The organism is Dyella sp. EPa41, assembly GCF_016586165.1.
In the GTDB taxonomy this organism is placed as follows: domain Bacteria; phylum Pseudomonadota; class Gammaproteobacteria; order Xanthomonadales; family Rhodanobacteraceae; genus Dyella.
Genome location: NZ_BCPR01000037.1, coordinates 1 through 26183 on the forward strand (window position 1 = coordinate 1; position 26183 = coordinate 26183).

20 protein-coding genes are annotated in these 26183 nt (G+C 66.3%); 12 read left to right on the forward strand and 8 right to left on the reverse strand.

Annotation, left to right across the window (positions count from 1 at the left end; translation table 11 throughout):
- The coding region (locus JMF82_RS12860; protein WP_304487915.1) for a glycerophosphodiester phosphodiesterase family protein at positions 1-611 on the reverse strand (611 nt) is incomplete at its 3' end.
- A 255-nt stretch (positions 612-866) separates the two neighbouring features.
- Here JMF82_RS12860 and JMF82_RS12865 point away from each other — a divergent pair.
- Positions 867-2159 carry an alpha/beta hydrolase gene (locus JMF82_RS12865; protein WP_201314967.1) on the forward strand — a complete coding sequence of 431 codons (1293 nt, stop codon included), beginning with the start codon at positions 867-869 and terminating at the stop codon, positions 2157-2159.
- A 292-nt stretch (positions 2160-2451) separates the two neighbouring features.
- On the opposite strand, the gene JMF82_RS12870 is transcribed toward JMF82_RS12865, so the two are convergent.
- Positions 2452-4200 (reverse strand): alkaline phosphatase, encoded by a 1749-nt coding sequence (locus JMF82_RS12870; RefSeq protein ID WP_201314968.1) that lies wholly within the window; start codon positions 4198-4200, stop codon positions 2452-2454.
- Positions 4201-4298: 98 nt separating this feature from the next.
- On the opposite strand from JMF82_RS12870, the gene JMF82_RS12875 reads away from it, so the two are divergent.
- Positions 4299-5345 carry a hypothetical protein gene (locus JMF82_RS12875; protein ID WP_201314969.1) on the forward strand — a complete coding sequence of 349 codons (1047 nt, stop codon included), beginning with the start codon at positions 4299-4301 and terminating at the stop codon, positions 5343-5345.
- Between the two features lie 13 nt (positions 5346-5358).
- On the opposite strand, the gene JMF82_RS22025 is transcribed toward JMF82_RS12875, so the two are convergent.
- From JMF82_RS22025 to JMF82_RS12900, 6 genes are all read right to left on the reverse strand, one after another.
- On the reverse strand, positions 5359-5970 hold the full coding sequence (locus JMF82_RS22025; RefSeq protein ID WP_236585455.1) for a glycoside hydrolase family 43 protein: 612 nt from the start codon (positions 5968-5970) through the stop codon (positions 5359-5361).
- Between the two features lie 19 nt (positions 5971-5989).
- A complete protein-coding gene (locus JMF82_RS22030; protein ID WP_236585456.1) occupies positions 5990-6322 on the reverse strand; it encodes a family 43 glycosylhydrolase in 333 nt (110 codons plus the stop codon).
- 8 nt (positions 6323-6330) lie between these two features.
- A complete protein-coding gene (locus JMF82_RS12885) occupies positions 6331-7899 on the reverse strand; it encodes an exo-alpha-sialidase (protein WP_201314970.1) in 1569 nt (522 codons plus the stop codon).
- Positions 7900-7996: 97 nt separating this feature from the next.
- Complete coding sequence (locus tag JMF82_RS12890; RefSeq protein ID WP_201314971.1) at positions 7997-10795, reverse strand: TonB-dependent receptor; 2799 nt, start codon at positions 10793-10795, stop codon at positions 7997-7999.
- A 101-nt stretch (positions 10796-10896) separates the two neighbouring features.
- Entirely contained in the window at positions 10897-12081 is a 1185-nt protein-coding gene (locus JMF82_RS12895) for a cellulase family glycosylhydrolase (protein WP_236585457.1), read from the reverse strand.
- A gap of 126 nt (positions 12082-12207) precedes the next feature.
- Entirely contained in the window at positions 12208-13338 is a 1131-nt protein-coding gene (locus JMF82_RS12900) for an aldose epimerase family protein (protein WP_201314972.1), read from the reverse strand.
- A gap of 423 nt (positions 13339-13761) precedes the next feature.
- Between JMF82_RS12900 and JMF82_RS12905 the strand changes: the two genes are divergently transcribed.
- The 10 genes from JMF82_RS12905 (at position 13762) to JMF82_RS12955 (ending at position 26150) form a co-directional block, all read left to right on the forward strand.
- Entirely contained in the window at positions 13762-14490 is a 729-nt protein-coding gene (locus JMF82_RS12905; protein WP_201314973.1) for a FadR/GntR family transcriptional regulator, read from the forward strand.
- The gene (locus tag JMF82_RS12910; RefSeq protein WP_201314974.1) at positions 14487-15410 is read left to right on the forward strand and encodes a 2-dehydro-3-deoxygalactonokinase; all 924 of its coding nucleotides are present in this window, start codon (positions 14487-14489) and stop codon (positions 15408-15410) included. The genes JMF82_RS12905 and JMF82_RS12910 overlap by 4 nt, the downstream gene beginning before the upstream one ends.
- Before the next feature lie 4 nt (positions 15411-15414).
- A complete protein-coding gene (locus tag JMF82_RS12915) occupies positions 15415-16053 on the forward strand; it encodes a 2-dehydro-3-deoxy-6-phosphogalactonate aldolase (protein ID WP_201314975.1) in 639 nt (212 codons plus the stop codon).
- Entirely contained in the window at positions 16050-17198 is a 1149-nt protein-coding gene (gene dgoD / locus JMF82_RS12920; RefSeq protein ID WP_201314976.1) for a galactonate dehydratase, read from the forward strand. The genes JMF82_RS12915 and dgoD overlap by 4 nt, the downstream gene beginning before the upstream one ends.
- 1 nt (position 17199) lies before the next feature.
- Entirely contained in the window at positions 17200-17961 is a 762-nt protein-coding gene (locus JMF82_RS12925) for an SDR family oxidoreductase (protein WP_201314977.1), read from the forward strand.
- A complete protein-coding gene (locus JMF82_RS12930; RefSeq protein ID WP_201314978.1) occupies positions 17958-18866 on the forward strand; it encodes an SMP-30/gluconolactonase/LRE family protein in 909 nt (302 codons plus the stop codon). The genes JMF82_RS12925 and JMF82_RS12930 overlap by 4 nt, the downstream gene beginning before the upstream one ends.
- Before the next feature lie 60 nt (positions 18867-18926).
- Positions 18927-20318 (forward strand): sugar porter family MFS transporter, encoded by a 1392-nt coding sequence (locus JMF82_RS12935; protein ID WP_201314979.1) that lies wholly within the window; start codon positions 18927-18929, stop codon positions 20316-20318.
- Positions 20319-20393: 75 nt separating this feature from the next.
- A complete protein-coding gene (locus tag JMF82_RS12940) occupies positions 20394-21950 on the forward strand; it encodes an RICIN domain-containing protein (RefSeq protein WP_201314980.1) in 1557 nt (518 codons plus the stop codon).
- A gap of 255 nt (positions 21951-22205) precedes the next feature.
- Positions 22206-23585 carry a GGDEF domain-containing protein gene (locus JMF82_RS12945; protein WP_236585458.1) on the forward strand — a complete coding sequence of 460 codons (1380 nt, stop codon included), beginning with the start codon at positions 22206-22208 and terminating at the stop codon, positions 23583-23585.
- Positions 23586-24638: 1053 nt separating this feature from the next.
- Positions 24639-26150 carry an alpha-amylase family glycosyl hydrolase gene (locus JMF82_RS12955; RefSeq protein ID WP_255560051.1) on the forward strand — a complete coding sequence of 504 codons (1512 nt, stop codon included), beginning with the start codon at positions 24639-24641 and terminating at the stop codon, positions 26148-26150.
- Positions 26151-26183 lie beyond the last annotated feature (33 nt).

Consider the following 26183-nt stretch of genomic DNA (forward strand, 5'->3'; position numbering starts at 1 on the left):
AGTTTGCCGCGCAGATAGCGCAGGTTGGCGATCTCGAACGACTGGATCTCCACCGGCGCCTTCCGCGTATACGCATGCGCAGCGAGGATGGCCAGCACGCGGTCTTCCATCGGCAGGCCGGCCTTGTGGAAATAGGTGCCGTGCTTGATCTCGGGAATGATGCCGACCACGCGACCGCGCGTCGCCGATTCAGCGGCGACGAAATCGATGATCTCGTCCAGCGTGGGTATCTGGAACTGCCCGTCGTAAGCCGTACCGCGAAACTCGGGCAGGCGCTCGCGGGCGCGCAGCGTCTTCAGCTCGGCGAGGGTGAAGTCTTCGGTGAACCAGCCGCTCACCGGATGCCCGTCGATGGCCTTGGTGGTCTTGCGCGAGGCGAATTCGGGATGCTGCGCCACGTCGGTGGTGCCGCCGATCTCGTTCTCGTGGCGCGCCACCGGCACGCCGTCGCGCGTCATCACCAGGTCGGGCTCGATGAAGTCGGCGCCGTCTGCGATCGCCTTGCCGTAGGAGGCCAGCGTGTGTTCAGGACGCAGTGCACTGGCGCCGCGATGGCCGATCACCAGCACCTTCGGCGCCAGCGGCGCTTCGTTGGCCTGCACATGGCCCATGGACAGCACACCCACGACGAAGACAGCCCAGCTTAAACGAACTACGGCCATTGCCCACTCCCTTGCGATGCCTGCCTGGTGATCGCCCATCGTGAGCCGGCCGCATGTCGTTTCCTTGACATGGCCGAGGCGCCGTCGCGACACCGTCGGCATGCGAGCGCCGGCATGACTGTCGGCAGGGGCGTGACTTGCGGCCAATGGCGGGCTCGCTCGCGCTTGATAGTTTGCAGGAACCTACGACAGGACACGGATTCCATGTTCTCCCTACTCTTTGCCGCCCTGCTTGCCAGCGCCCCCGCCGCCACGGATTGCCACGTCGGCGCCTATCGCCTCGCCGATGGGCAATCGCTGGATATCGCGCCCAGCGACGAGGGCACCTTGCGCTGGCGGCGCATCGACGGCGCCAGCGGCAAGTTGCGCCGCGAGCATGACGACAGCTGGAAGAGCACGTTCGGCTGGACCGACCGGCCCGATGGCAAGGATGTGGTGTTCACCGACTGCGCCAAGGGCGACCTGACCTTCGGTGGCATGGCCGCCAAACGCATTCCGCTGGACGTGCGCGAGACGGTCTTCGCCGGCGACGGCGGCACGCGACTGGCGGGGCGGCTGATTCTTCCACCGGGCTCGGGCAAGGTGCCCATCGTGGTGCTGGTCCACGGATCGGAGCACGACTCGGCGCGCACCTGGGACGCCATGCAGCGGCAGTTGCCGGCGGAAGGCGTGGGCGCGTTCGTGTACGACAAGCGCGGTACCGGCGATTCGGCCGGCGAGTACACGCAGGACTACAGCGTGCTGGCGAACGACGCCGTGGCCGCCATGAACGCGGCCCGCAGGCTCGCCGGTGCGCGTGCGTCCCGCACGGGCTTCCGCGGCGGCTCGCAGGGCGGCTGGGTGGCGCCGCTGGCCGCGACACGCACCAAGGTGGACTTCGTGATCGTCGGCTACGGCCTCGCCATCTCGCCGCTGGAGGAAGACCGTGAAGCCGTGGCCTTCCAGCTGAAGCTGAAAGGCTATCACCAGTCGGTGATCGACAAGGCCTGGGAACTGTCCGACGCCATCGGCCTCATCCTTTCCAGCGGGCTGACGCAAGGCTTCGACCAGCTCGACGCGGCGCGCGCCAAATACAGCAAGGAGCCCTGGTACAAGGACGTGCGCGGCGACTTCAGCTATCTCGTGCTGCCCATGAGCGATGCGGACATCCGCGAGAAGGGCAAGGCGTACATGTTCCACACGCCGTGGCACTACGACTCCATGGCCGTGCTGCGCAAGCTGCACACGCCGCAGCTGTGGATGCTGGGTGGACTGGATATCGACGCGCCGAGCGGGGAAACGCTGCGCCGCCTGGCCTCGCTGCAGGCAGGCGGGCTTCCCGTCACCACCGCGGTGTTCCCGAAGGCCGAGCACGGCATGACGGAATTCGAAACCGATGCGAAAGGCGAGCGCGTCTCCACGCGTTACTCGGAAGGCTATATGCGCATGGCGATCGACTATGCGAAGGGTGTGTGGCATCCGCCGTATGGCGAGAGCCAGATAAAGCCCTCCCTGTAGGAGCGCACCCAGTGCGCGATGGGATCCCGCGAACCGCCCATGTCCGCGCGGGGATGCAAGGGCGAAAGGGAACACCCGCGCGCGATCGCAACCCTGCGATCGCGCACTGGGTGCGCTCCTACAACAGCTGAGCCGCCACCAGGCCATTGTGTGGGAGCGCACCCTGTGCGCGACGATGAGCTGCCCTCGGGCTGGCAAGGCCGGAGTCGGTAGACATCCGTCGACTGGGTCGTGCCCAGGCACCGCGGTCGCGCACAGGGTGCGCTCCCACAAGGTGGCGGGTGTGACGGGCTCAACGCTTTCCCGCACCCACCTGCTTCAGCCACGCCTCGTAAGTCGGCCGGTCCACCGGCATGCCATCGGTGTTGCAGCTTCCCAGCTTGCAGAGTTCGTCGCGAAGTAGCGGTGCGTGCTGCACGATCACGTGGAAGATCGCGTTCTGCTCCAGCTCGCCGTGGAACGCGGCGGCGCCCGGCCCGTTGGCGAAGATCGCCACGTCCTCGCCGCCATGCGTTTCCGCCTTCATCGGCAGGATGGCCTCCTGCATGTAGTCCGGATCGCTGGTCTTTGCCTTGCTGAGGTCGGGGCGACCCTTGGTGTTGTACGAGTAGTCGCGCGGATTGTGCGGGAAGCGCTTGCTGCCCTCGGGCTGCATGTCGCTGGCACCGGTGTAGCCCGGTCCGTTGGCGAAACCCAGCGTGGTGTACGGACGCCCCGCCGCATCGCGGGCGAGCCCGGCGCCGCCTTCCTCGTCGTAGCTGTCGGTGTGGCCCTGCACCAGGCCCAGGATATCGTTGCCGCGCCTGGGGTAGCCGGCGAAGGTCATGGTGTGGCTGTGATCGGCGGTGACCACGATCAACGTATTGCCAGGATCGGTATGCTGCAGCGCCGCCTGCACGGCATCGGCGAACGCGATGGTCTCATCCAGCGCGCGGTACGCGTTGCCACCGTGCAACGCATGATCGATGCGGCCACCCTCCACCATCAGGAAGAAGCCGTTCGGATTCTGCTTCAGCACGTCGATGGCGCGCGTGGTCATCTCGGCGAGGCTGGGCTCGTCCAGCTTGCCGGTGGTGCGCTCGTGCTCGTAGTTGAGATGCGAGGGATTGAACAGCCCGAGCAGGCGCGGTGTCTTCGCCGGATCCAGCGCCAGCAGCTGCTGGCGGTTCCACACATAAGCGCCATCCGGGTGATGCTGTTTCCACTCACCGATCAGGTCGCGGCCGTCCAGGCGCTGGCCGACCACGCCGCGTTCGACCGGATCGTCCTCGCCCGCGCGCATGAACTCGGTGCGGCCGCCGCCCAGGGCGACGGTAAGTCCGCCGGCAGCGGGGAAATCGACCAGCTGCGCGGCGAAATCCTTGCAGCCCTGCGCCTTGGCATCGGCGGTGAGGTCGGCATCCACTTCCCAGTTGCGCTCGGGCAGATGACCGTAGGTCGCCGCTGGCGTGGCATGCGTGATGCGCGTGGTGGTGATCGCGCCCGTGCCCATGCCCGCGGCGGCGGCGAGTTCCAGCGTGCTCACCAGCTCCTGCCCATGCGTGGCGGCGCAGTCCTGGCGACGCGGCACCTGCGATACGCCGATGAAACCTGCGCGCGTCTTCACGCCGCTCATGATGGCGGTCATGGTGCCGGCCGAGTCGGGCGTCTGCTGGTCGGTCTCGTAGGTGCGGCTCAAGGCGCTGAACGGAAAACGCTCGAAGCTCAGGCGGTAGCTCTCGCCGTCCAGGCCCTGGCGTTGTCCCGCGCGTACATGTGCCGCGGCGATGGTGGGCAGGCTCATGCCATCGCCAAGGAAGACGATGACGTTCCTGGCGTGCTGCCCACCAGTGTTCGCTTGCGCGGCGAGCTGCGCAGCCGCGGCCGCGCCGTTGCGGAACCACCACTGCGGGGTTTCGCCGCCGGGCCGCTGGATAGCCGGTACGTCGATGACGGTGGCGTGCACGGCGGGCGGCGCGACGGCCTGGCTGGCACAGGCGGTGATCAGCGGAAACGAAGCCAGCAACAGCACGCGTGGCGCGCGCAGCGACGGAAACGGCATGGGCAATCCCTTGGTGACAGGCCAATCGCGCATGATAGTCGCGTCGCAAGAAATTGCCGTGACACGCCGGGCCCGGCCTTCGATGCTAGCCTCATGGCATGACCTGCCGCGCATTGCTCGCGTCCCTGTTCGGACTGGCCTCCTGCATGGCCGTGGCCGGCGATGCCACGGGCGACGTCACCGGCCTGCATCGGGACATGGTGTTCGACCAGTACCCCGATTTCGCCACCAGCTCCCAGCTTATCCGTCGACTGGTGAGCCCCCTCAACGGCCAGCGCATCCGGCAACAGGCCCATGCGACCGGCATCACCATCCGCGAACAGCCGATCGATCTTTCGAAGGAGCGCTTCACCGTCTACGTGCCCACGCATGCGCCACCGGAAGGTTACGCGCTGATGGTGTTCGTGCCACCCTGGGACGAAGCGCGCATTCCGCTCACCTGGATTCCCGTGCTGGAGCGGCGCGGCATCGTGCTTGTCACCGCCGCCGAATCCGGCAACGACGAGGATGTGCTCGATCGTCGCGAGCCACTGGCGTTGCTCGGTGCCGCCAACGCGATGTCGCGTTACCACATCGACCCACGGCGGGTGTTCATCGGCGGTTTTTCCGGCGGCTCGCGCGTGGCGCTGCGCCTGGCGCTCGGCTATGCGGACCTGTTCCACGGCGTGCTGCTCGACGCCGGCAGCGACGTGCTCGGCCAGCAGGTGCCGCTGCCGCCGCGCGACCTGCTCGAACAGTTCCAGGCATCGACCCGGGTGGTCTACCTCACGGGCGCCACCGACACCGCGCGCCAGCAAGCCGATCGACAAAGCCGCCAGTCGCTGAAGCAGTGGTGCATCACCGACATCGACGCGCGGACCATACCGTGGACCGGCCACGAGATCGCCGATCCGTCGGCGTTCGACCGCGCGCTGGAATCACTGGAGCGCCATGTTGCGGACGACGCGACGCCCCTCACGGCGTGCCGTGCGCGCATGGACAAGGAACTCGGCGAACAACTGGACGCAGTCGAGGCCTCGCTGGCGCGCGGTGACGGCAACCACGCGCGCACCCAATTGCAGGATATCGACCTGCGCTTCGGTGGATTGGCCGCGCCGCGTAGCGTCGAGCTGGCGTCGCGGCTCGACGCCGCGACGTCCAGGTGACCACGCATCCGGCTCAGCGCGTGCCGTCGAAGACCGGCGTGCCCTGCGGGCTCCAATGGAACGGCTCGATATATGGCGCGCGGCGCGCGGTGCACTTCCAGTCCGGGCCACCGTTGGCGTGATAGATGATCCAGTCCTGCCCATCCGGCGCCTTGAAGAACCCGTTGTGTCCCGTGGCATACACGCCGCGCTCCGCCGAGCCATGCAGCACCGGCGCTGGCGACTTGCGCCACGAGGAAGGGTCCAGCAAGTTGCCGTCGCCATGGGCTTCGAGCAGGCCCAGCGCATAGTCGTCGGACCAGCACGCGCTTGCCGAATAGCTGAGGAACACCTTGCCGCCAGGGCCCTTGAGGAACTCGGGCCCTTCGAGGATCTTGCGGCCGCCCTGCATTTCCCATGCATACGTGGGATGCGCGATGTCCACCTGCGGCTCGCCCAGTGTCCACGGGTTGCTCATCGGCGCGATGACCAGGTCGCTGTGATCCCCCACGTAGGCGGAATACACGAAGTAGCGCTTGCCGCCGTGGTCGAACACCGTGCCGTCGATGCCCGACAGGTGCGTCTTCAGCATGCCCTTGTCGATCCATTCGCCCTGCGTGGGGTCGGCCGAGGCGTTCTCCAGCACGAAGACGTGGCGATGCGCATCATCCCGTGTGTGCCTTGTCCACGGCCGTGTAGTACAGGTACCACTTGCCGTCGAGGTAGTGCAGCTCGGGGGCCCACACGGACGCGGAGTTGGGACCTTGCGCGGGCGCACGCCACACGATCACCGGCCTGGCCTCGCCCAGGCGCGCGAGGTCGGTGGTCTTCCACAGCGAAATGCGATCGCCCTGGGTGTTGGTGTAGTAGTAGACGCCATCGCGCTGCGCCACCCACGGATCAGGGCCCGAAGGCAGCAGCGGACCCTGCGGTTTGGCAGCCGCCGCGAATGCCGGGGCAGCCACGACGAGGCAAGCCAGTGCAAACGCTGTTCGCATGGCGCGCATCACGACTTGCCCGCCGGTGCCTGGCCGTCCACCTGAAGGTAGTCGACGTCGAGCACGTGTTCGCCGCCATCGACATCGATGGTGTTGAAGCCCGGCAGCAGGTTCGCCTGCACGCTGATCTCGTGCCAGCTGTCCGGCGTGTCACCCGCGCGCGGCGTGGCGATGCGCGCACCGTTGACCACCAACGCGGGCTGCGCCGCGAGACCGAGATCGGCATAGCGCAGGGTGAGCGCATGCGTGCCACCCGTGCTGTTGACCACGAAGCGCAGCCGCGCCTGCGGACCCGCACCCAGGCGCGCCTTGCGCAGGTTGGAAGCCTTGGGATCGGGCACCGCCACCGCACCGGTAAACGACGCATCCTCCGCTTCATAGCGGTCGAAGCGCAGCGTCGCCGCGCGATAGAGGATCTCGTTGCGCGAGGCATGCGTCGGCGCGTCGGCCACCGACGAACTGGTGACGTGCAGCAGGCTGCCGTCGTCGCGCAGCAGGAGCTCCTGCGTCCAGCCGGCGTGGATGTTGCCGGTGATCTTCTGCACCGGCGCGCGCACTTCCCACCAGGGGCCGCGGCCCGAGGCATTGTTCCAGTACAGCGTGCGGCCACCTTCGTCGCCACCGCCGCCGGCGCGCTGCGCCGAAACGACGATCACGCCTTCGGGCCCGCCCAGCGGGAACCAGCGCACCACCGGGCAGGCGGCGGGCCAGAAGCCCGACAGCGTCATCACCGGTTCGCCATGCCGTTGCGGATCGCCCCAGTCGAGGCCGTCGCGACTGAACTTGATGAACACCTGGCCGTTGTCGGGACCGTCGATGTTCTCGTAGGTCATCGCATAACGCTTGTCGGGCAGGCGCGTGACGATGGCCATGCCGGGACGCTGCACGCCGCCGGGAATCGCCACGTCGCGTACTTCCTGTTCCCAGTGCCGGCCGCCGTCATTGGAGACCTTGTGCGCCAGCAGCTGGTTGTAGCCCTCGGCCTTGTGCTGCTCGGTGGAGTAATAGGCCACCAGGCGGCCGTCGTCGAGCACGTGGATGTTGGACTCCCACACGCCCTTGTTGTCCTTGTCTTCCGGTCGCCCGCCACCCTTCACGATGGAGCTGCGGTAACGCCAGGTCTTGCCGCCGTCCTGCGATACGTACACCTGCAGGTCTTCGGTGACCACGTGGCCCTTCGCATCGTTGCCGGTCGCGTTGGCCGACAGCACCAGCGTGCCCGCCGGCAGATCGCCCGCCGCGCGCTCCAGCTCGGTGATATGCGGCTGCCAGCGCAGCTGCCAGTTCCGATCCGAGGCATGCGCCTGGTCGGTGACGTTCATCAGGAAATGCCAGGTATCGCCGCGGTCGCGGCTTTCCCACAAGGGGATGCCGCCCATGCCGTCCTGCTCGAACACCATCAGCAGGCGGCCACGATCCTGCGCCGGGCCATGCTCCACGCGCGCGATGGACACGTAACCTGTGCCATCGGCCAGGCGCGTGCCCTGCGCCTGCCTGGGCGCATCCTGGGCATGCGCGGCACAGGCCAGCGAAACAGCCAGCACCAGCGTGGCCAGCGGCGTTGTTGCGATCTTCATGCGTGCTCCTCGGTGTCGACGCAGGCGCCCTGCCCTCCAAAAAAAACTGGCGGAACGACGGCGTTGCCAACCGTCGCCCGCCAAGTGGGAGAGAGCGTTACATCTTGAAGCGGACGCCCAGGCCGTAGGTGCGGTCCTGGTAGCGCACGTCGCGCGGACGGGTGTTGCCGTCACCCCAGTACTGGTGCAGGTCCGCGCCAAGGATGTTGGTCGCGTTGAACACCACGGTGAAGTACTGGTTGATGTCGTAGCCGAGCGAGAAGTCCACCTGGTTGGCCGGCTTGATCTCGTCGTTCACGCCCGCCACGGTCGGCTGGTTGAAGCCATCGATGAAGCGGCTGCGGTAGTTGTAGGCAAGACGCGCGGACCAGCCGTACTTTTCATACATCAGCACCGCGTTGCCGTTGTTCTTCGACACGTTCTGCAGCGGCGAGGTGACCACCGGGCCGCCGATGTACTGCGGCGAACGGGTGGAGCCGTCGATGTAGGTGTAGTTGAGCTGCGCGCCCAGGCCGTTGAAGGGTTCCGGCAGGAAGTCGAAGAACTGCTGGTACGCGAATTCACCGCCAAACAGGTGGCCCGAGCCCGCGCTCTGCGGCGAGTTGAGCTGGTATGGCTGGCCACCGATGGTCACGTCCGTCACGTAGTTCTGGATGTAGCCGTTGATGTCGCGGTAGAACAGGCCGCCGCTGATGTAGCTGGCCGGCGCGAAGTACCACTCCAGCGAAGCGTCGTAGTTGTTCGACTTGATCGGCTTCAGGTCCGGGTTGCCGCTGCTGGCGACGCCGGCCCGGTTGATGGTGCCCGGGTTGAGCGACAACGACGGGTTGAGCTGGCCGAAGCCCGGGTAGGTGAGCGTCTTGGCCGCCACCAGTCGCAGCTGCAGGTTGTCCTTGATGTGCAGGTTGAAGCTGGCGTTCGGCAGGTACACCGGCGAGCTGGTGTTCGCCGACAGCGGCGTGTAGATGTTGGTCGAGGCGTCATACGAGAACGCATCGAGGTTGCGCTTCACGCGTTCGATGCGCATGCCCAGCAGGCCGTCGTACGGCAGCCCGAACATCTCGTTGCCGTAGGCGAACTGGAAATAGCCCGAGTACGACTTCTCGTCGATCTGGTAGTAACGACCCGGGTTTACCGGCGCCAGGCCCGTCGGCAGGCCGTAGAGCGTGCGGATCGCGTCGGCGTTGTTGACGAGGAAGTTGTAGCAGCCGCTCAACCAGGTGGCCGGGATCGCATCGGTACTCGGCTGGTTGCAGAAGTAGCCGTTAGGGAAGCGCGCGATCACCTGGTTGGCCGGATTCGGGTTGGCCGAGATGGCGCCCGTGCCGCCTGGCGGCGGCGTGGACACTTCCACGCTGCCCGTGTACTCGGCCTTGTGGTCCGAATAGCGCAGGCCGAAATCCACGTACTGGAAGAAGCTGCCGTTGAGGTCGTAGGTGCCGTCGCCGCGCCAGGCGGTCTGCGTGCCGCGCTGGTTGTTCCAGGTCTGGAACAGGCCGTTGAGGTAGTACTGCGACGGATCGTTGGCCGGGTTGCCCGCGAGCGCCCAGCTGTTGCCGCCGTTCCACACCGTGGTCACCGGCGCCTTAAGGAAGGTGTCGACGATGAAGGTCTGGTCATGGAACGAGCTGGAGTTGAACGACAGGTCGGTGGACAGGTTCAGGCGGTCGCCGTGCCACTTCGCGCCGATCGAGTTCTGGATGTCGTGGCCCCACTGCTGGTGCGCCTGCGTGCTGGTGGCCGCATAGGTGTTGCCGGTCCAGCTGCCGCTGGTGGCGTCGCAGATGGTCTGGCCCTGGTACGGCGAACCGGTCAGCTGGTTGGCGTAGCAATGGTTGCCCACGGTCACCGAGGTCGGATCGACCGAACCCACCGGGAAACTGAAGTAGAACGGCTGGTTGTAGCTGTCCGAATCCCAGTCGTAGAGGCCTTCGACGTAGACCTCGGTGCTGTCGTTGGGCTTCCACTGCAACGCGTAGTTGAACTCCTGGCGCGTACGGTCGCCGATGTTGTAGTCGGCGCCGAAGCCGTTGGGCATGGAGATGAGGTTGCCGTCACCCGTGCGGATCGGCGTGCCGTTGGCGCCGGTCAGCACCTTCGGGAAGTCGTTCCACACGGCGTTGTAGGCGTAGTGCTGCTTGTCGTAGCCCACGTTCACCAGGGCGCCGAACTCGCCGATGTCGGTCTTCCAGCGATCACTGAGCAGCAGGCTGCCGTTGGGATCATTGTGGTCGCCGTACTTGCTGTGCGTTTCGGTGAAGGTGGCGGCCGCCTTGGGGCCGTCGAAATCGAACGGACGATAGAGCTGCATGTCCACCAGGCCGGCGATGCCACCGGTCGGCAGGCTGGCCTCGCTGGTCTTGTAGACCTGCACGGTCTTCACCGCCGTCGCCGGCAGGTTCTGGAACGCGAACGAACGACCCACGCCGCTGAAGATCTCGCGGCCGTTCAAGGTGGTGATGACATTGGGCAGGCCGCGGATCACCACCGAGTTGGTCTCGCCCTGGAAACCCTGCGCGATCTGCACGCCGGTGATGCGCTGCATGGCGTCGGCCACGCTGTTGTCCGGCAGCTTGCCGATGTCTTCGGCGACGATCGAGTCGACGATCATGCGCGAGTCCTGCTTGATCGACTGTGCGCTCTGCAAGCTTTCGCGCAGCGGCGTCACCACCACGCCGGAGAGGTTCACGGCGTTCTGCGTGGACGCTTCGGTGCCGCTGGTGCCCGGCTTTTTCTGCGCGCCGGACTGGTTGGCCTGTGCGTCGGCGGACTGCGCGTCGGTGGTCTGCTGCTGGTCGGCCGGCGCCGGCGTCGGCGCGTCGGCCGCGTGGGCGGTGGCGAAGGCCGCGGCGATCATCGTCGCGAGCAGGGTCATGGGAATGCGATGGCGATACATGGGTGAAGCCTCCCCTCAGAGGTCGGTCGTGTGCCGCCGGTTGGGCCGGCAGCTGTCGTTGTGCGATGCCGTTGTGGGACGGCAAATGGATAAGGCGTGCATCACTGCGTCTTGCTGGTGGCCTGCGCGGGAACCATCACCGCTTCCGCAGGCACTACGCCGCGCGGCGCGTGGGACAGCGCGCGGAGAATCTCGGCTTCGCGTTGGCGATAGGGCGTGCCATCGCCATGCAACAGGTCGTGGAACCACAGCGTCGGTGGCTGCTGCGTGTACGGGCGCAGCCAGGAATCCCACGGCATGATGGTCTGCGACCTGCCCTCCACGAAGCCCCAGTTCACCATGCCGACATCGAGCTTCTTGGCCAGCGGCAATACGCCGTCGATGGTCGAGCCCGCGCCGCGCGCCATGTATTCGGTGCAGATCAACGGACGTCCGTAACCCTTAAGCTGCCGCACGCGACTGGCGAACTCTTCCGGCCAGCCGTAGTTGTGGAAGCTGATCACGTCGGACTGCTCGAGCTGGGTGCGTTCCACCGCATTGAGCTTGGACGGATCGGACCAGTCGTCGTCATGCCACACGCCGCTGGTGAGCGGCTGCATCGGCGACGCGCTGCGCGCCCAGGTGAATACCTGCGGCAGCAGCTTGGCGACCAGCGCCACCTTGTCCTTCGGCTCCTTGGGATCGTAGTTGCCGCCACCCGGGTTGTCCGGTTCGTTCCACACGTCCCAGGCGAGGACGCGGTTGTCCTTGCCGAAGCTGCCGACGATGTCCTTCACGTACCGCTCGAATCGCGGGTACTGGCTCGGATCGGTCATCGCCACGCCGGGGCTCTGCACCCAGCCGGAGTTGTGCACGCCGGGGATCGGCGGACGCTGCGGACCCAGCTTCGGCTCCGGATCCCAGCACGAATCGAACAGCACGAAGATCGGCTTGATGTCGTGCTTGGCCGCGATCGCGAGGAAACGATCGATGCGCTGCTTGAACCCGGCCGGATCCTGCTGCCACAGCAGGTCGTGCAGGAACACGCGCATGGTGTTCATGCCCAGCTTCTGCGCCCAGCCAAGCTCCAGGTCGATGCGCGCGGCGTCGAACGTGTCGGCCTGCCACATCTCCAGCTCGTTGATGGCGTTTGCCGGTACGTAGTTGCTGCCCAGCGTCCACGACTGCTTGTCGTACCAGGCCTTGGCTTCGGCCGGCGTCCAGCGACCGGAGGCTTCGCGCGCCTGCGTCGGCGCGGCGAATGTTGCCGCCAGTCCCATCGCCATGGCCAGTAGTGCGTACTTCATAGCTCTCCTTCTTGGATCGCGCGGTCCTCCGCGCGAAGCATGGTTTGACGCCTGGCTGCGCTGTCGCGAGACAAAGCGGCCCCGTGAGCGCCCTCGCGGGCGCCCTTGCGTCGGTGACTCGGTGCGTCAGCGCGCTCCGCGCGCCGATTCGGTGGTGAACTCGTACACGATCAGGTTGCGGTACTCATGACCCGGCTCCAGCCGGGCCGAACCGAACGACGCCTGGTTCGGCGTGTCCGGGTAAAGCTGCGGTTCCAGCACGAAGGCGTCGCCCTGGCGATAGACGTGGCCGCCGGTGCCGACGGTGGTGCCGTCGAGGAAATTGCCCGAATAGAACTGCAGGCCCGGCTTGGCCGACTTCAACGTCATCACGCGGCCCGACGCCGGGTCTTCCACCCGCGCGACCACCCGCGGTGTCGTTGCTTCTTCGCGGCTGATCACCCAGTTGTGGTCGTAGCCGCGGCCGTTGAGCAGCTGCGGATCGTTGCTGCGGATGTCGCGGCCAATCGGCTTGCCCTGGCGGAAATCGAACGGCGTGCCATCGACCTTGCGGATCTCGCCGGTGGGGATGGAACCCGCGTCCACCGGCAGGTACGCATCGCCGGCGATGGTGAGGCGCTCGTCCATCACGCTGCCCGAGCCTTCGCCGGAGAGATTCCAGTAGGCGTGGTTGCTGAGGTTCACGATGGTCGTCTTGCTGGTGGTGGCGCGATAGTCGATGGCGAGGCGGTTGTCCTCGTCCAGCGTGTAGGTAGCGCTGACCTTCAGCTCGCCCGGGTAACCCATGTCGCCGTCGGGGCTCACGTAGCTCAGCGTCACGCTGGCCTTGCCGGCGTCGTGCTTCACTTCGCCGACGGTCCACAGCACCTTGTCGAAGCCGCGCGTGCCGCCGTGCAGCGAATTGGCGCCGTCATTGACGGGCACGCTGTACGGCTTGCCGTCGAGCACGAAGTGTCCCTTGGCGATACGGTTCGCATAGCGGCCCACCGTGGCGCCGAAGTACTGGGGCTTGCTCAGGTAGCCGTCCAGCGATGCGTAGCCGAGCGCGATGTTCGCGACGTGGCCGTTGCGGTCGGCCACTTCGAGCGACTGCAGGCTGGCGCCCAGCGCGATGATGCGCGCCCTGGTGCCATGGGTGTTGCTCAACACCACCGCATCGACGTGCCTGCCGTCGGGCGTGGTGCCGAATGTTTCGCGCCTGGCGTCAGTCGCCGCGTGTGCCGCGGACAACGTCGCCAGCCAGAGAATCGAAGCCATCAAACCTGCACGCTGCATGTCCCCAGCATCCCCTTCGATGTATCACGAGTGGCGGCATGCAATCACATTGTATGATTATCGTGCAAGTGTTCCTGGTCACCGGAATTTTCCTTTGTGCGATGCGGCATTGCGGACACTGGCATGATCAACGGTCCGCCACGACGCGGTTTTCGTGCGGTGAACCGGAAACACGGGCGTCATGTCCGCTGGCGATCCAGGCAGGAAGTTTCTGCATTGCGTCATGGCGCGTTTGGATCGCGAACCGCCATGTCGGCGTGTCCGCACGAAGAAACGATGCAAAACAGCTTGGCAGGCGCCGAGCAACTTGCTTATAGTCCGTTTGTATGACAAATGATTCGGGCGCCGATCATCGCCCGCGCACGTACGGGCGCATGTCGCCAGAACCGGGGGTCAGAGGATTTCATGAAGAAGCCGATCGCAGTTCGCAGCCTGTACGGGCATGTCATGCACGAACTGGGGCAGCGCATCGTCAGCGGCAAGGTGAAGCCCGGCGAGATCCTGCCGCGCGAAGAGACCCTGGCCGAGAGCCTGCAGGTCAGCCGCACCGCATTGCGCGAGGCGCTCAAGGTGCTTTCCGCCAAGGGACTGATCGAGTCGCGCACGGGCGTCGGCGCGCGCGTGCTGGAAGAGCGCTACTGGAACCAGCTCGACGCCGACGTGCTCGCCTGGCGCTGCGCCTCCATGCCGACCGATGACTTCGTCGACAAGCTGGTGGAGATGCGCGAGATCATCGAACCCGCCGCCGCCGCCGCTGCCGCGCGCCGGCGCACCGCGCCGCAGCTGGCCGCGATCGAAGAAGCCTACAACGCGATGGACGCCGCGCAGACGCTGGACGAGTGGTCGCACGCCGACCTTTTGTTCCATGACGCCGTGCTGCACGCCACCGGCAATGAACTGATGCAGTCGCTGTTCTCGGTGATCGAAACCGCGCTCGGCACGTTCTTCACGCTGTCGGCGCGCAATGCCGGCAACTTCAAGTATTCGCTGCCGTACCACCAGAAGGTGCTCGAGGCGATCCGCCGCAAGCAGCCGGAAGTGGCGCGCAAGACCATGCAGAGCATGATCGTGGACTCGCACACCAACCTGCAGCGCAGTCGCAGCAGCCGTACCCGCAAGAAGGCCAGCGCGTGACGACGTCGCTCATCGGCCTCGACTGGGGCAGCACGCACCTGCGTGCCTACCGCTACGACGCCCAGGGAGAGGTCGAGGAGAAACGCGCGTTTGCGCATGGCATCCGGCGCCTGCCCGAGGGCGGTTTCGCCGAAGCCTTCGCGCAGGCCGTGCAGCATTGGCCCGACGTGCCCGTGCTGGCATGCGGCATGGTCGGCAGCCGCAACGGCTGGCGGGAGGTGCCGTATCTCGATACGCCCACCAGTGTCGACCGGCTCGCCGGCGCGCTGGCGCGGCTTGAGACACCGGGCGGCCGCCGCGTCCACCTGGTGCCGGGCCTGCGTGATCCGCAGCGGCCGGACGTGATGCGCGGCGAAGAAACCCAGGTGGCCGGCGCGCTCGCCGCCACGCCCTCGATCGGGCAACGCGGCTGCCTGCTGCTGCCCGGCACGCACAGCAAATGGGTGTCGCTGCGCGACGGGGCGGTCACCGGCTTCGCGACGGTCATGACGGGCGAGTTGTATGGCGTGCTGCTGCAGCATTCGATCCTCGGCGCCCAACTGCCTGAAAGCGGCGACGACGAGCAGGCGTTCCATGGCGGCGTGGTCTGCGCGCGCGACAGCGGCGCCGCCGGCGCGTTGTCACGCGTGTTTTCGGCGCGCGCGCTGATGCTCGACGGCGTGCTGCCGCCCTCTTCGGTGGCCGACTACCTGTCGGGCCTGCTGATCGGCGATGAGCTGCGCATCGCGCTCGCCGCCGGCTGGGCCGACCCGCTCACGCCGACACGGATGGTGGGCGAAGGCGCGCTGTGCGAACGCTATCTGAAAGCCGCCGCCATCTTCGGCATCGACATCGATGCGGCTCCCGACAACACCACGGCACTAGGCCTCTGGCGCATCGCCGCCGCGGCCGGCCTGGTTTCCCCTCTCGCAGCGGCATGACCCCATGAAAGCCTGGCTTGAACCCCTCCCCCTTGTTGCGATCCTGCGCGGACTCACGCCCGACGAATCCGTCGATGTCGGCCGCGCGCTCGTCGGCGCGGGCTTCCGCATGCTGGAAGTGCCGCTCAATTCACCGCAGCCGTTCGCCAGCATCCGCCGCCTGGTCGACGCGCTGGGCGATGACTATCTCGTCGGCGCCGGCACCGTGCTCGATCCGGTCAAGGTCAAGGACGTTGCGGACGCGGGCGGTCGACTGGTGGTGATGCCGCATGCCGACGTCGCCGTGATCCGTGCTGCCAAGCAGGCGGGCCTCTATTGCGTGCCCGGCGTCGCCACGCCCACCGAAGCCTTCGCCGCGCTGGCCGCCGGGGCCGATGCGCTGAAACTCTTCCCTGCCGAACAGGCCAGCCCGGCCGGGCTGAAGGCATGGCGCGCCGTGTTGCCCGCGGGCACCGCCGTGCTCCCCGTCGGCGGCATCTCGCCGGACAACATGACGACCTGGCTCGCCGCCGGTGCGACCGGTTTCGGCATCGGTTCTTCCCTCTACGCGCCCGGCCGGCCGGCCGGCGACGTTGCCGTCCGCGCGCGCGAGTTCGCCGACGCGTGGCAGCGTCACCTCGCTTCACAAGGATCGCCTGCATGAAGATCACCCGCCTCACCACCTACATCGTTCCCCCGCGCTGGCTGTTCCTTCGCATCGAAACCGATGCCGGCATCGTCGGCTGGGGCGAACCGATCGTGGAAGGCCGCGCGCATACCGTGGCGGCCGCCGTGGAGGAGCTTTCCGACTACCTGGTCGGCAAGGATCCGCGCCACATCGAAGACCTGTGGAGCGTGATGTACCGCGGCGGCTTCTATCGCGGCGGACCGGTGCTGATGAGCGCGATCGCCGGCATCGACCAGGCGTTGTGGGACATCAAGGGCAAGGACCTGGGCCAGCCCGTGCACCAGTTGCTTGGCGGACCGGTGCGCGATCGCATCCGCGTGTACTCGTGGATCGGCGGCGACCGGCCTGCCGACACGGCACGCCAGGCAAGGGATGCCGTAGCCCGCGGCTTCACCGCCGTGAAGATGAATGCGACGGAAGAGCTGCAGTATGTCGACACCTACGACAAGGTCGAGCAGGTCATCGCCAACGTGCAGGCCATCCGCGAGGCGGTGGGCCCGCATGTCGGCATCGGCCTCGATTTCCACGGCCGCGTGCACAAGCCGATGGCCAAGGTGCTGATGCGCGAGCTCGCGCCGTTCAAGCTGATGTTCATCGAAGAGCCGGTGCTGTCCGATCACCTGGAAGCGCTGCCGGAACTCGCCGCCATCTCGCCCGCGCCCATCGCGCTCGGCGAGCGCCTGTACACGCGCTACGACTTCAAGCGCGTGCTGCAGATGGGCGGCGTGGACATCATCCAGCCCGATCCCTCGCACTCCGGCGGCATCACCGAAACGCGCAAGATCGCCGCGATGGCCGAAGCCTACGACGTGGCGCTCGCGCTGCATTGCCCGCTGGGGCCGATCGCGCTGGCGGCGAACCTGCAGCTCGATGCGGTCTGCCACAACGCCTTCATCCAGGAACAGAGCCTGGGCATCCACTACAACGCGGGCAACGACCTGCTCGACTACGTGCATGACCGCAGCGTGTTCGCCTACAACGACGGCTTCGTGACGATTCCCGGCGGCCCCGGCCTCGGCATCTCGGTCAACGAGGAATACGTCGCCGAGCGCGCGGCCGTGGGCCATCGCTGGCGCAACCCGATCTGGCGCCACGCCGACGGCAGCGTGGCGGAATGGTGAGATGAGATTCGCCACTTATCCCAGCCTGGTCGACCGCCACGTGTTCATCAGCGGTGGCGCGACCGGCATCGGCGCCGCCTTCGTCGAGCACTTCGCGCAGCAGGGTGCGCGCGTATCGTTCGTCGACATCGATCGCGCGAGCGGCGAGCAGCTGGCGGAAAGCCTCGCCCAGGCGAAGCATCGCCCACTATTCCTGCCATGCGACGTCACCGATCTCGCGGCGCTGGAGGCGTCCATCGATGACGCGCGCGACACGCACGGCCCGATCGGCGTGCTGGTGAACAACGCCGCGAACGATGTTCGCCACACCTTCGGGCAGACCACGGCGGCGGAATTCGACCGCAATATCGCCATCAACCTGCGTCACCAGTACTTCGCCACGCAGGCCGTGCGCGAGGACATGCGTGCGCTGGGCGGCGGTTCGGTGATCTGCCTGGGTTCCACCGGCTGGATGAAGAAAAACGCCGGCTATCCGATGTATGCGATGGCCAAGGCCGCCGTGCACGGGCTGGTGAACGGCCTCGCGCGCGAACTCGGCCACGACCGCATCCGCATCAATGCGCTGGTGCCCGGCTGGGTGATCACCGAAAAGCAGCGCCGCCTGTGGCTGGACGCGGATGGCGAGGCGGAGATCGCGCGCGTGCAGTGCCTGCCGGGCTACCTGATGGCGGACGATCTCGCGCGCGCCGCGCTGTTCCTCGCCGCCGACGACAGCCGCATGTGCACGGGACAGGCTTTCATCGTCGACGGTGGCTGGGTATGAACATGCGCGCCACGGTCGCGATGCAGGTGCACAACACGCTGGGCGAAGGCGTGCTGTGGTGCGACCGCGGACAAGTGCTTTACTGGACCGACATCCACGCCTCCACGCTGTGGCGCTATCGGCCGCACGACGGCGCGCTGCACCAGTGGAGCATGCCTGAGCGACTGGCCTGCTTCGCGCTGTGCGAAGCGGACGGCTGGCTGCTGCTCGGGCTCGCTACGCGACTGGCCTTCTTCCATCCGGCCAGCCGTCGGCTGGTGCCGATCATGGAGGTCGAAGCCGGGCTGCCCACGCGACTCAACGACGGCGCCTGCGATCGCCAGGGGCGCTTCGTGTTCGGCACGCTGCACGAGCCGCCCGATGACGGACCGAAGCAACCCATCGGCGGCTTTCATCGCCTCAACCACGATCTGTCGCTGGAACGCCTGCCGCTGCCCGGCGTGGCGATCAGCAACAGCGTCGCCTTCAGCCCCGACGGCGACCTCATGTATTTCTGCGATTCGCTCACGCGCACCATCCAATGCTGCGACTACGGCGACGGGGTTTCCGACGTGCGCACGTTCATCGCGCTGGATGACCCGCGCGGCGAGCCGGATGGTTCGGCGGTGGACGCCGAGGGTGCGCTGTGGAACGCGCAGTGGGGCCTCGGCCGGGTGGTGCGTTACACCAGCGACGGCCGCATGGATCGCTGCATCGACGTGGCGGCTTCGCAACCGACGCGTCCCGCCTTCGGCGGCACCCATCTTTCGACGCTCTACATCACCAGTGCGCGCGATGGCCTCGACGAAGCCGCGCTCGCCAGCCAACCGTATGCCGGCGCGCTGTTTGCCGTGCACTCGGACTTCGGCGGATTGCCCGAGCCGCGTTTTCCCGGGCCGCCGCCACACGTCATCGCTGCCGCGTAGGGATCGCGGCCCACCCATGCCCACAGGGGCCACACCATCGCCAGCGGGGGAGTCTCACCCATGAATGCCCAAGCCATCGCGCCATCCTCGGCGCAATCCAAGGCCACCGTCGTCTTCGTCTGCATACTCGCGGCGTTGGCGGGCCTCATGTTCGGCCTCGATGTCGGCGTGATCTCCGGCGCCACGCAGTTCATCCAGGCCGAGTACAAGGTGAGCGACCACACCATCGAGTGGATCGTGAGCGCCATGATGTTCGGCGCCGCCGCGGGCGCCCTGGCGGCCAGCTGGCTGTCGGGCCACCTCGGTCGCAAGCGTTCGCTGGTACTGGGCGCCGTGCTGTTCGTCATCGGCTCGCTGCTATCGGGCATGGCATGGTCGCCGGAGACGCTGATCGCCTCCCGCGTCGTGCTGGGCATGGCCATCGGCATCGCGTCCTTCACGGCACCGCTGTACCTGGCCGAGGTCGCGCCCGAATACATCCGCGGCGCCATGATTTCCACGTATCAGCTGATGATCACCATCGGTATCCTGGTGGCGTTTCTTTCCGATACGGCCTTCAGTTACAGCGGTGCCTGGCGCTGGATGCTCGGCATCATCGCGGTTCCGGGCGCGTTGTTCCTGCTGGGCGTGCTGTTTCTTCCCGACAGCCCGCGCTGGCTGCTGATGCGCGGTCGCCGGCAGGAGGCCATCGACGTGCTGCAGCGCCTGCGTGGTGACAGCGACGTCGTGTCGCGCGAAATCGCCGACATCGACGAGCAGCTGAAGACGCCGCAGCGCGGCTGGCACATGTTCCTGGAGAACCGCAACTTCCGCCGTTCAGTATGGCTGGGCGTGCTGCTGCAGCTGATGCAGCAGTTCACCGGCATGAACGTGGTGATGTACTACGCGCCGCGCATCTTCCAGGTGATGGGTTACGACACGGCCGCGCAGATGTGGTTCACCGCGCTGGTGGGCCTGACCAACGTGCTTGCCACGTTCATCGCCATCGCACTGATCGACCGCTGGGGCCGCAAGCCCATCCTCTACACCGGCTTTACCGTGATGGCCGTCGGCCTCGCCGTGGTGGGCCTGATGATGCACAACGGCATCCACGACCAGGGCACGCAGATCTTCACCGTGGCGATGCTGCTGATGTTCATCGTCGGCTTTGCCATGTCGGCCGGCCCGCTGATCTGGACGCTGTGCTCGGAAATCCAGCCGCTCAAGGGCCGCGACTTCGGCATCGGCTGCTCCACCTTTACCAACTGGGCCTGCAATTACCTCGTGGGCATCAGCTTCCTGAGCCTGCTCAACGGCATCGGCAACGCCAATACGTTCTGGCTGTATGCCGGGCTCAATGCGGTGTTCATCGTACTTACCTTCTGGCTCGTGCCCGAGACCAAGGGCGTCACGCTGGAACAGATCGAGCGCAATCTGATGAGCGGCAAGCGACTGCGCGACATCGGCCGGTAAGCGCTAACCGGCCAACCAACCGCTGTACCCATCAACCCATGCTTGGCCGTCTCCGGACGGCCACGGAGGTCGTTTATGCGGTGCTGTCGTAAAAACCATCCCCTGTTCCTCCTCTTTGTCCTTCTGCTGGGCTTGCTGCAGATCGGCGGCAAGGCCCACGCCGCCACCGGAACCGTGCTGCAGGGAAGCACGCTCTACCCACGCGTGGTGAGGCTGCAGCATGGCCCCGCCAATACGTATGGACGTCTGATCGCCAGCACCAACGGCATCATCTTCCAGAGCAGCGACGACGGCGCCAGCTGGTCGCTGCTGGGCCCGGTGCCCACGGTGAGCGGCAGCAGTGAACGCTGCTGCGCCACGCTCTACGAGCTCCCCCAGCCAGTGGGTTCGCTGCCGGCGGGCACGCTCATCTCGGCCGCGTCGTATTTCTCCGGCAGCACGCCGGCGATCGAGGTGTACATCAGCACCAACCAGGGCGGCTCCTGGTCGTACCACAGCACGCCGGTGGTGCGCGGCGACAGCAGCCATGGCCTGTGGGAACCCGAGTTCGAAGTGGCCAACGACGGCGCGCTGGTGATGTTCTGGTCCGACGAGACGGACAGCTGCTGCAGCCAGAAGCTCGCGCAGATCCGCAGCTACAACGGCCAGACCTGGCAGGACGAGACCAACACCGTGCGCAGCACCATCCAGGGCGATCGCCCCGGCATGATCACGGTGAGCAAGTTGCCCAACGGGCATTTCTTCATGAGCTACGAGCTATGTGGGCCGGCGGCCTGCACCGTGTTCTCGCGCACGTCCACTGACGGCTGGAACTTCGGCGATGCCGGCAACATGGGTACCAAGGTGCAGACCACGGCGGGGCAGTACCTGGAGCATGCGCCGCTCAATCGCTGGAGCCCGTCGGTGCTGTCGGGCAACGGCGCCATCCTGCTGGTCGGCCAGGTGATGTACGAATCCAATGGCAGTGTGTCCGCCTCCAACGGCAAGGTGCTGTTCGTCAACACCAACACCGACGGCACCGGCAACTGGTACACCATCGCCGCGCCGGTGCAGGTACCGACGGCCTACGACAACTACTGCCCCAATTATTCATCGGCATTGCTGCCGGCCACCGACGGATCGAGCATCCTGGAACTGGCTTCGGACTACCTCAATGGCGGCTGCATCACCTACTTCGCCAGCGAGGCATGGAACCGCCTGCCGGCCGATGGCTCCACGCATGTGTTCCAGAGCGTGCAGGCGCCGGCGCTGTGCCTGGACAACACCGCCTGGTCCACCGCCAACAACACCAGCGCGGAACTGTGGGACTGCAACGGCGCTCCGGTGCAGAACTGGACGGTGCATGCCAAGGGCGGCGGCTGGTTCAGCATCCAGAACCAGCAGACGGGCCTTTGCGTGGACAACACCGGTGGCAGCACTTCGCCGGGCAACCTGGTGTCTCTGTGGGGCTGTGCCAACAACGCCAACCAGAACTGGATGTTCATGGACTTGGGCAACGGCACCTACAAGCTGATGAACCAGGCCTCCGGCTCGCTGATGCTGGACGACCCCGCCGGTTCGACCACCCACGGCACGCAACTGCAGATCTGGACCGACAACGGCTTGGCGCCCCAGCAGTGGACGCTGCACTGAAACCGTGAAGAAGCCCGGCGCCGGCCAGCGTGGCCGGCGCCGGGGTCGATCTTTCCCGGCGCCCCGGAAGGTGCGGTGGCGGTGCCTTCCGCCTTATAGTGCCCGCGTCCCGCGACTTCGCTGCCGCCTCGCCGCCATGACTGTCAGTCGCACCGAAGTGCCGACCGGAGAACTCCCTCGACCGCGGGGTGGCTTCGTGGCACGGGACTTGCGAGCCCGATGGCAGGCCCACGATCCGGCCGCCAGGGGCCGACCATGACCACGCAGCCGATCGTACTCACCTCGCTCAACAAGATCATGGACCTGCTATGGGACGCCATCTGCGTGGTCGACGAGGAAGGCCGCTACGTGTTCGTCAGCGCCAGCTACGAACGCATCTTCGGCTATGCCCCGGCCGAGGTGATCGGGCGCCCGATGATCGAGCTGGTGCACCCCGACGACCGTGAACTCACGCTGCTGACCGCCAACGCCATCATGGCCGGCCAGCCGCAGTCGCATTTCCACAACCGCTACATCCGCAAGGACGGCAAGGTCGTGCACATCATGTGGTCGGCGCGATGGTCGGAATCCGACCGGCTGCGCATCGCGGTCGCGCGCGACATCACCGAGCTCAAGCGCGCCGAGTCGATGACCTCCGCGCTGCACGCCATTTCCGAGGCCGCGCACGCCAGCGACGACCTGCCTGCGCTGATCGAGCAGATACACCGCATCATCGGCGGCCTGCTGCCCGCGGCGAACTTCTTCGTGGCGCTGTATGACGCTGCGCGCAAGGAGCTCAGCTTTCCCTACTTCGTGGATGAACGCGATGCGGCGCCGGCGCCGCAGCCCCTCGAATCGGGCACGCTCACCGCCGAAGTGATCCGCTCCGGCGAGGCGATGTTGCTCACGCCGGACTCCGACCTTGCGGTGTCCCTGCCGCGCCATGGCAGCGACGCCCTGCAGTGGCTGGGCGTGCCGCTCACCTCGCACGGCGCCACCATTGGCGCACTGGTGCTGCAGAGCTATTCCGAGCGCATGCGCTACTCGGAAAAGGACAAGGAGCTCCTGCAGTTCGTGTCCACGCAGGTCGCGGCCTCCATCGAGCGCAAGCAGGCGGAAGCGCGGCTGCACCATATCGCAAGGCACGACCCGCTGACCGACCTGGCGAACCGCGATCTCTTCTACCAGCAGTTCGATGCCGCGCTGAAACACGTCAAGCGGTTTGGCGGACACCTGGGCCTGCTCTACATCGACCTGGACAAGTTCAAGCAGGCCAACGACCACTACGGACACCACGTGGGCGATCTGCTGCTGTGCGAAGTGGCCGCGCGCATCGCCAAGCACGTGCGCGAGGCCGACGTGATCGGCCGGATTGGCGGCGACGAGTTCGTCGTATTGCTCCATGCGCTGCAGTCCCCGAACGACGGCCTGCATGTCGCGGAGAAAATCCGCCTGGCACTCCACGCGTCTTTCCTGCTCGCCGGACGGGAGGTGCGCATCGCCACCAGCATCGGCATCGCAACCTATCCCGAGCACGGCGACGATCCCGAGCAACTCACGCGCGCCGCCGACAACGCGATGTACGAAGCGAAGAAACTCGGCGGCAACCGCATCCACCTCGCCGGCGATTCGCCCGGCCACGACTTCCCCGGCTGAGGCCGCCATCGCGACATCCTGCGATGTGTTCGATCGACCCATGAATACGTATGCAACCCCCTGGTTGCTGCATTGCGATGCTCTCTACGATGCCTCGCACTCGCCGTCGACCGCCAGGGCGTATCGCTTCACGCCTCCTCTTTCGGCCCGCCGCGAGCGTTGAAACGCAACAAGCGCACGGACTGCGCACGTTCATGTATCCCGATCCGCAACCGTTGGATGGAGGAAGACCTGCATGAAGTGCTCGACGTTTCTCGCCATGCTGCTGGCCTGCGCCAGCCTCGCGACCCTTCCCGCCGCACCTGCCCTCGCAGCCGTCAATGGCATGAGCCTAGGCGCCGCTTACGACGCGCAGCAGGCGAACGTGACGTTTCGCGTGTACTCGTCGCATGCCACGCGCATCGCGCTGTACCTGTACGCCAGCGGCTATGGTGCGCAGGAGTCGGCCACCTACGTGATGAGCAACGTCGGCAACGGTGTATGGGCGGCGACGGTTCCCGTGTCGTCGATCCAGGCCGCCGGCATCACCGGCGCCATCTACTACGGCTATCGGGCGTGGGGGCCCAACTGGACCTACAGCGCGAGCTGGGGCAAAGGCTCGCAGGCCGGCTTCGTGTCGGACGTGGATGCCGGCGGCAATCGCTTCAATCCGAACAAGCTGCTGCTCGATCCCTACGCGCTTGAAGTGAGCCAGGACCCGCTCAACGCATCCAGCCAGAACGGCAACGTGTTCGCGTCGGGCGCGAGTTACCGCACCATCGACAGCGGCACCTACGCGCCCAAGGGCATCGTGCTCGCGCCCAGCGGACAAGGCATCGGCACGAAACCCACGCGCGCGCAGAAAGACGACGTGATCTATGAAGTGAACGTGCGCGGGTTTACCGAACAGGACACCGGCATTCCCGCCGCCTACCGGGGTACCTATCGTGGCGCGGGACTCAAGGCGAGCTATCTCGCCAGCCTCGGCGTGACGGCGGTGGAATTCCTGCCGGTGCAGGAAACGCAGAATGACGCCAACGACGTGGTGCCCAATTCCAGCGCCAACCAGAACTACTGGGGCTACATGACCGAGGACTACTTCGCGCCCGATCGCCGCTATGCGTACAACAAGGCAGCGGGGGTCCCACCGCGGAGTTCCAGGCAATGGTGCAGGCGTTCCACAACGCAGGCATCAAGGTCTACATGGACGTGGTCTACAACCACACCGCCGAGGGCGGCAGCTGGAGCAGCAGCGATCCGTCGACCGCGACCATCTACTCGTGGCGCGGGCTCGACAACGCGACGTACTACGAACTCACCTCGGGCAATCAGTACTTCTACGACAACACCGGCACGGGCGCGAACTACAACACGTACAACACCGTGGCGCAGAACCTCATCGTCGATTCGCTCGCCTATTGGGCAAACACGATGGGCGTGGACGGCTTCCGCTTCGATCTCGCGCCGGTGCTGGGCAACAGCTGCCTCAACGGTGCCTACCAATCGGCCGCACCCAACTGCCCCAATGGCGGCTTCAATTTCGACGCGGCGGACCCCAACGTCGCCATCAACCGCATCCTGCGCGAATTCACCGTGCGCCCCGCCGCCGGCGGCAGCGGCCTGGACCTGTTCGCGGAGCCCTGGGCGATCGGTGGCAACTCGTACCAGCTGGGCGGCTTTCCCGCCGGCTGGTCGGAATGGAATGGCGCGTTTCGCGACAGCCTGCGCCAGGCGCAGAACGAGCTGGGCAGCATGACCATCTCGATCGGGCAGGACGCCAATGATTTCAGCGGGTCATCCAACCTGTTCCAGGCCAGCGGACGCTCGCCGTGGAACTCGATCAACTTGATGGACGTGCACGACGGCCTGACGCTCAATGACGTCTATGCCTGCAACGGTTCCAACAACAACCAGGCATGGCCGTACGGTCCGTCCGATGGCGGCACGAGCAGCAACTACAGCTGGGACCAGGGCATGTCCGCCGGCACGGGCACGGCGTTCGACCAGCGGCGTGCGGCACGAACGGGCATGGCCTTCGAGATGCTTTCGGCCGGCACGCCGTTGATGCAGGGCGGCGATGAATACCTGCGCTCCCTCCGTTGCAACAACAACGCCTACAACCTCGACTCCACGGCCAACTGGCTCACCAACGGCTGGACCACGGACCAGTCCAACTTCTACAACTTCGCGCAACGCCTGATTGCCTTCCGTCGTGCGCATCCGGCCCTGCGGCCGGCCACCTGGTATTCGTCCAGCCAGGTCGTGTGGTACCAGCCGAACGGCTCCGTCGCCACCAGCGGCTACTGGAGCAACACATCCAACTACGCGATCGCGTACACCATCAACGGGCCGTCACTGGGCGATGCCAACTCCATCTACATCGCCTACAACGGCTGGTCGGGCAGCGTGACCTTCACCCTGCCCGCGCCGCCAAGCGGCACGCAGTGGTATCGCGTGACCGATACGTGCAACTGGAATGACGGCGCCAATACCTTCGTGACGCCTGGCAACGAGGCTCTCATCGGTGGTGCCGGCACCACCTACGGCCAATGTGGCCAATCGTTGCTGTTATTGATTTCCAAATAGCAGAGCCTGCCGGGTGACTGGGGCGCCATCCAT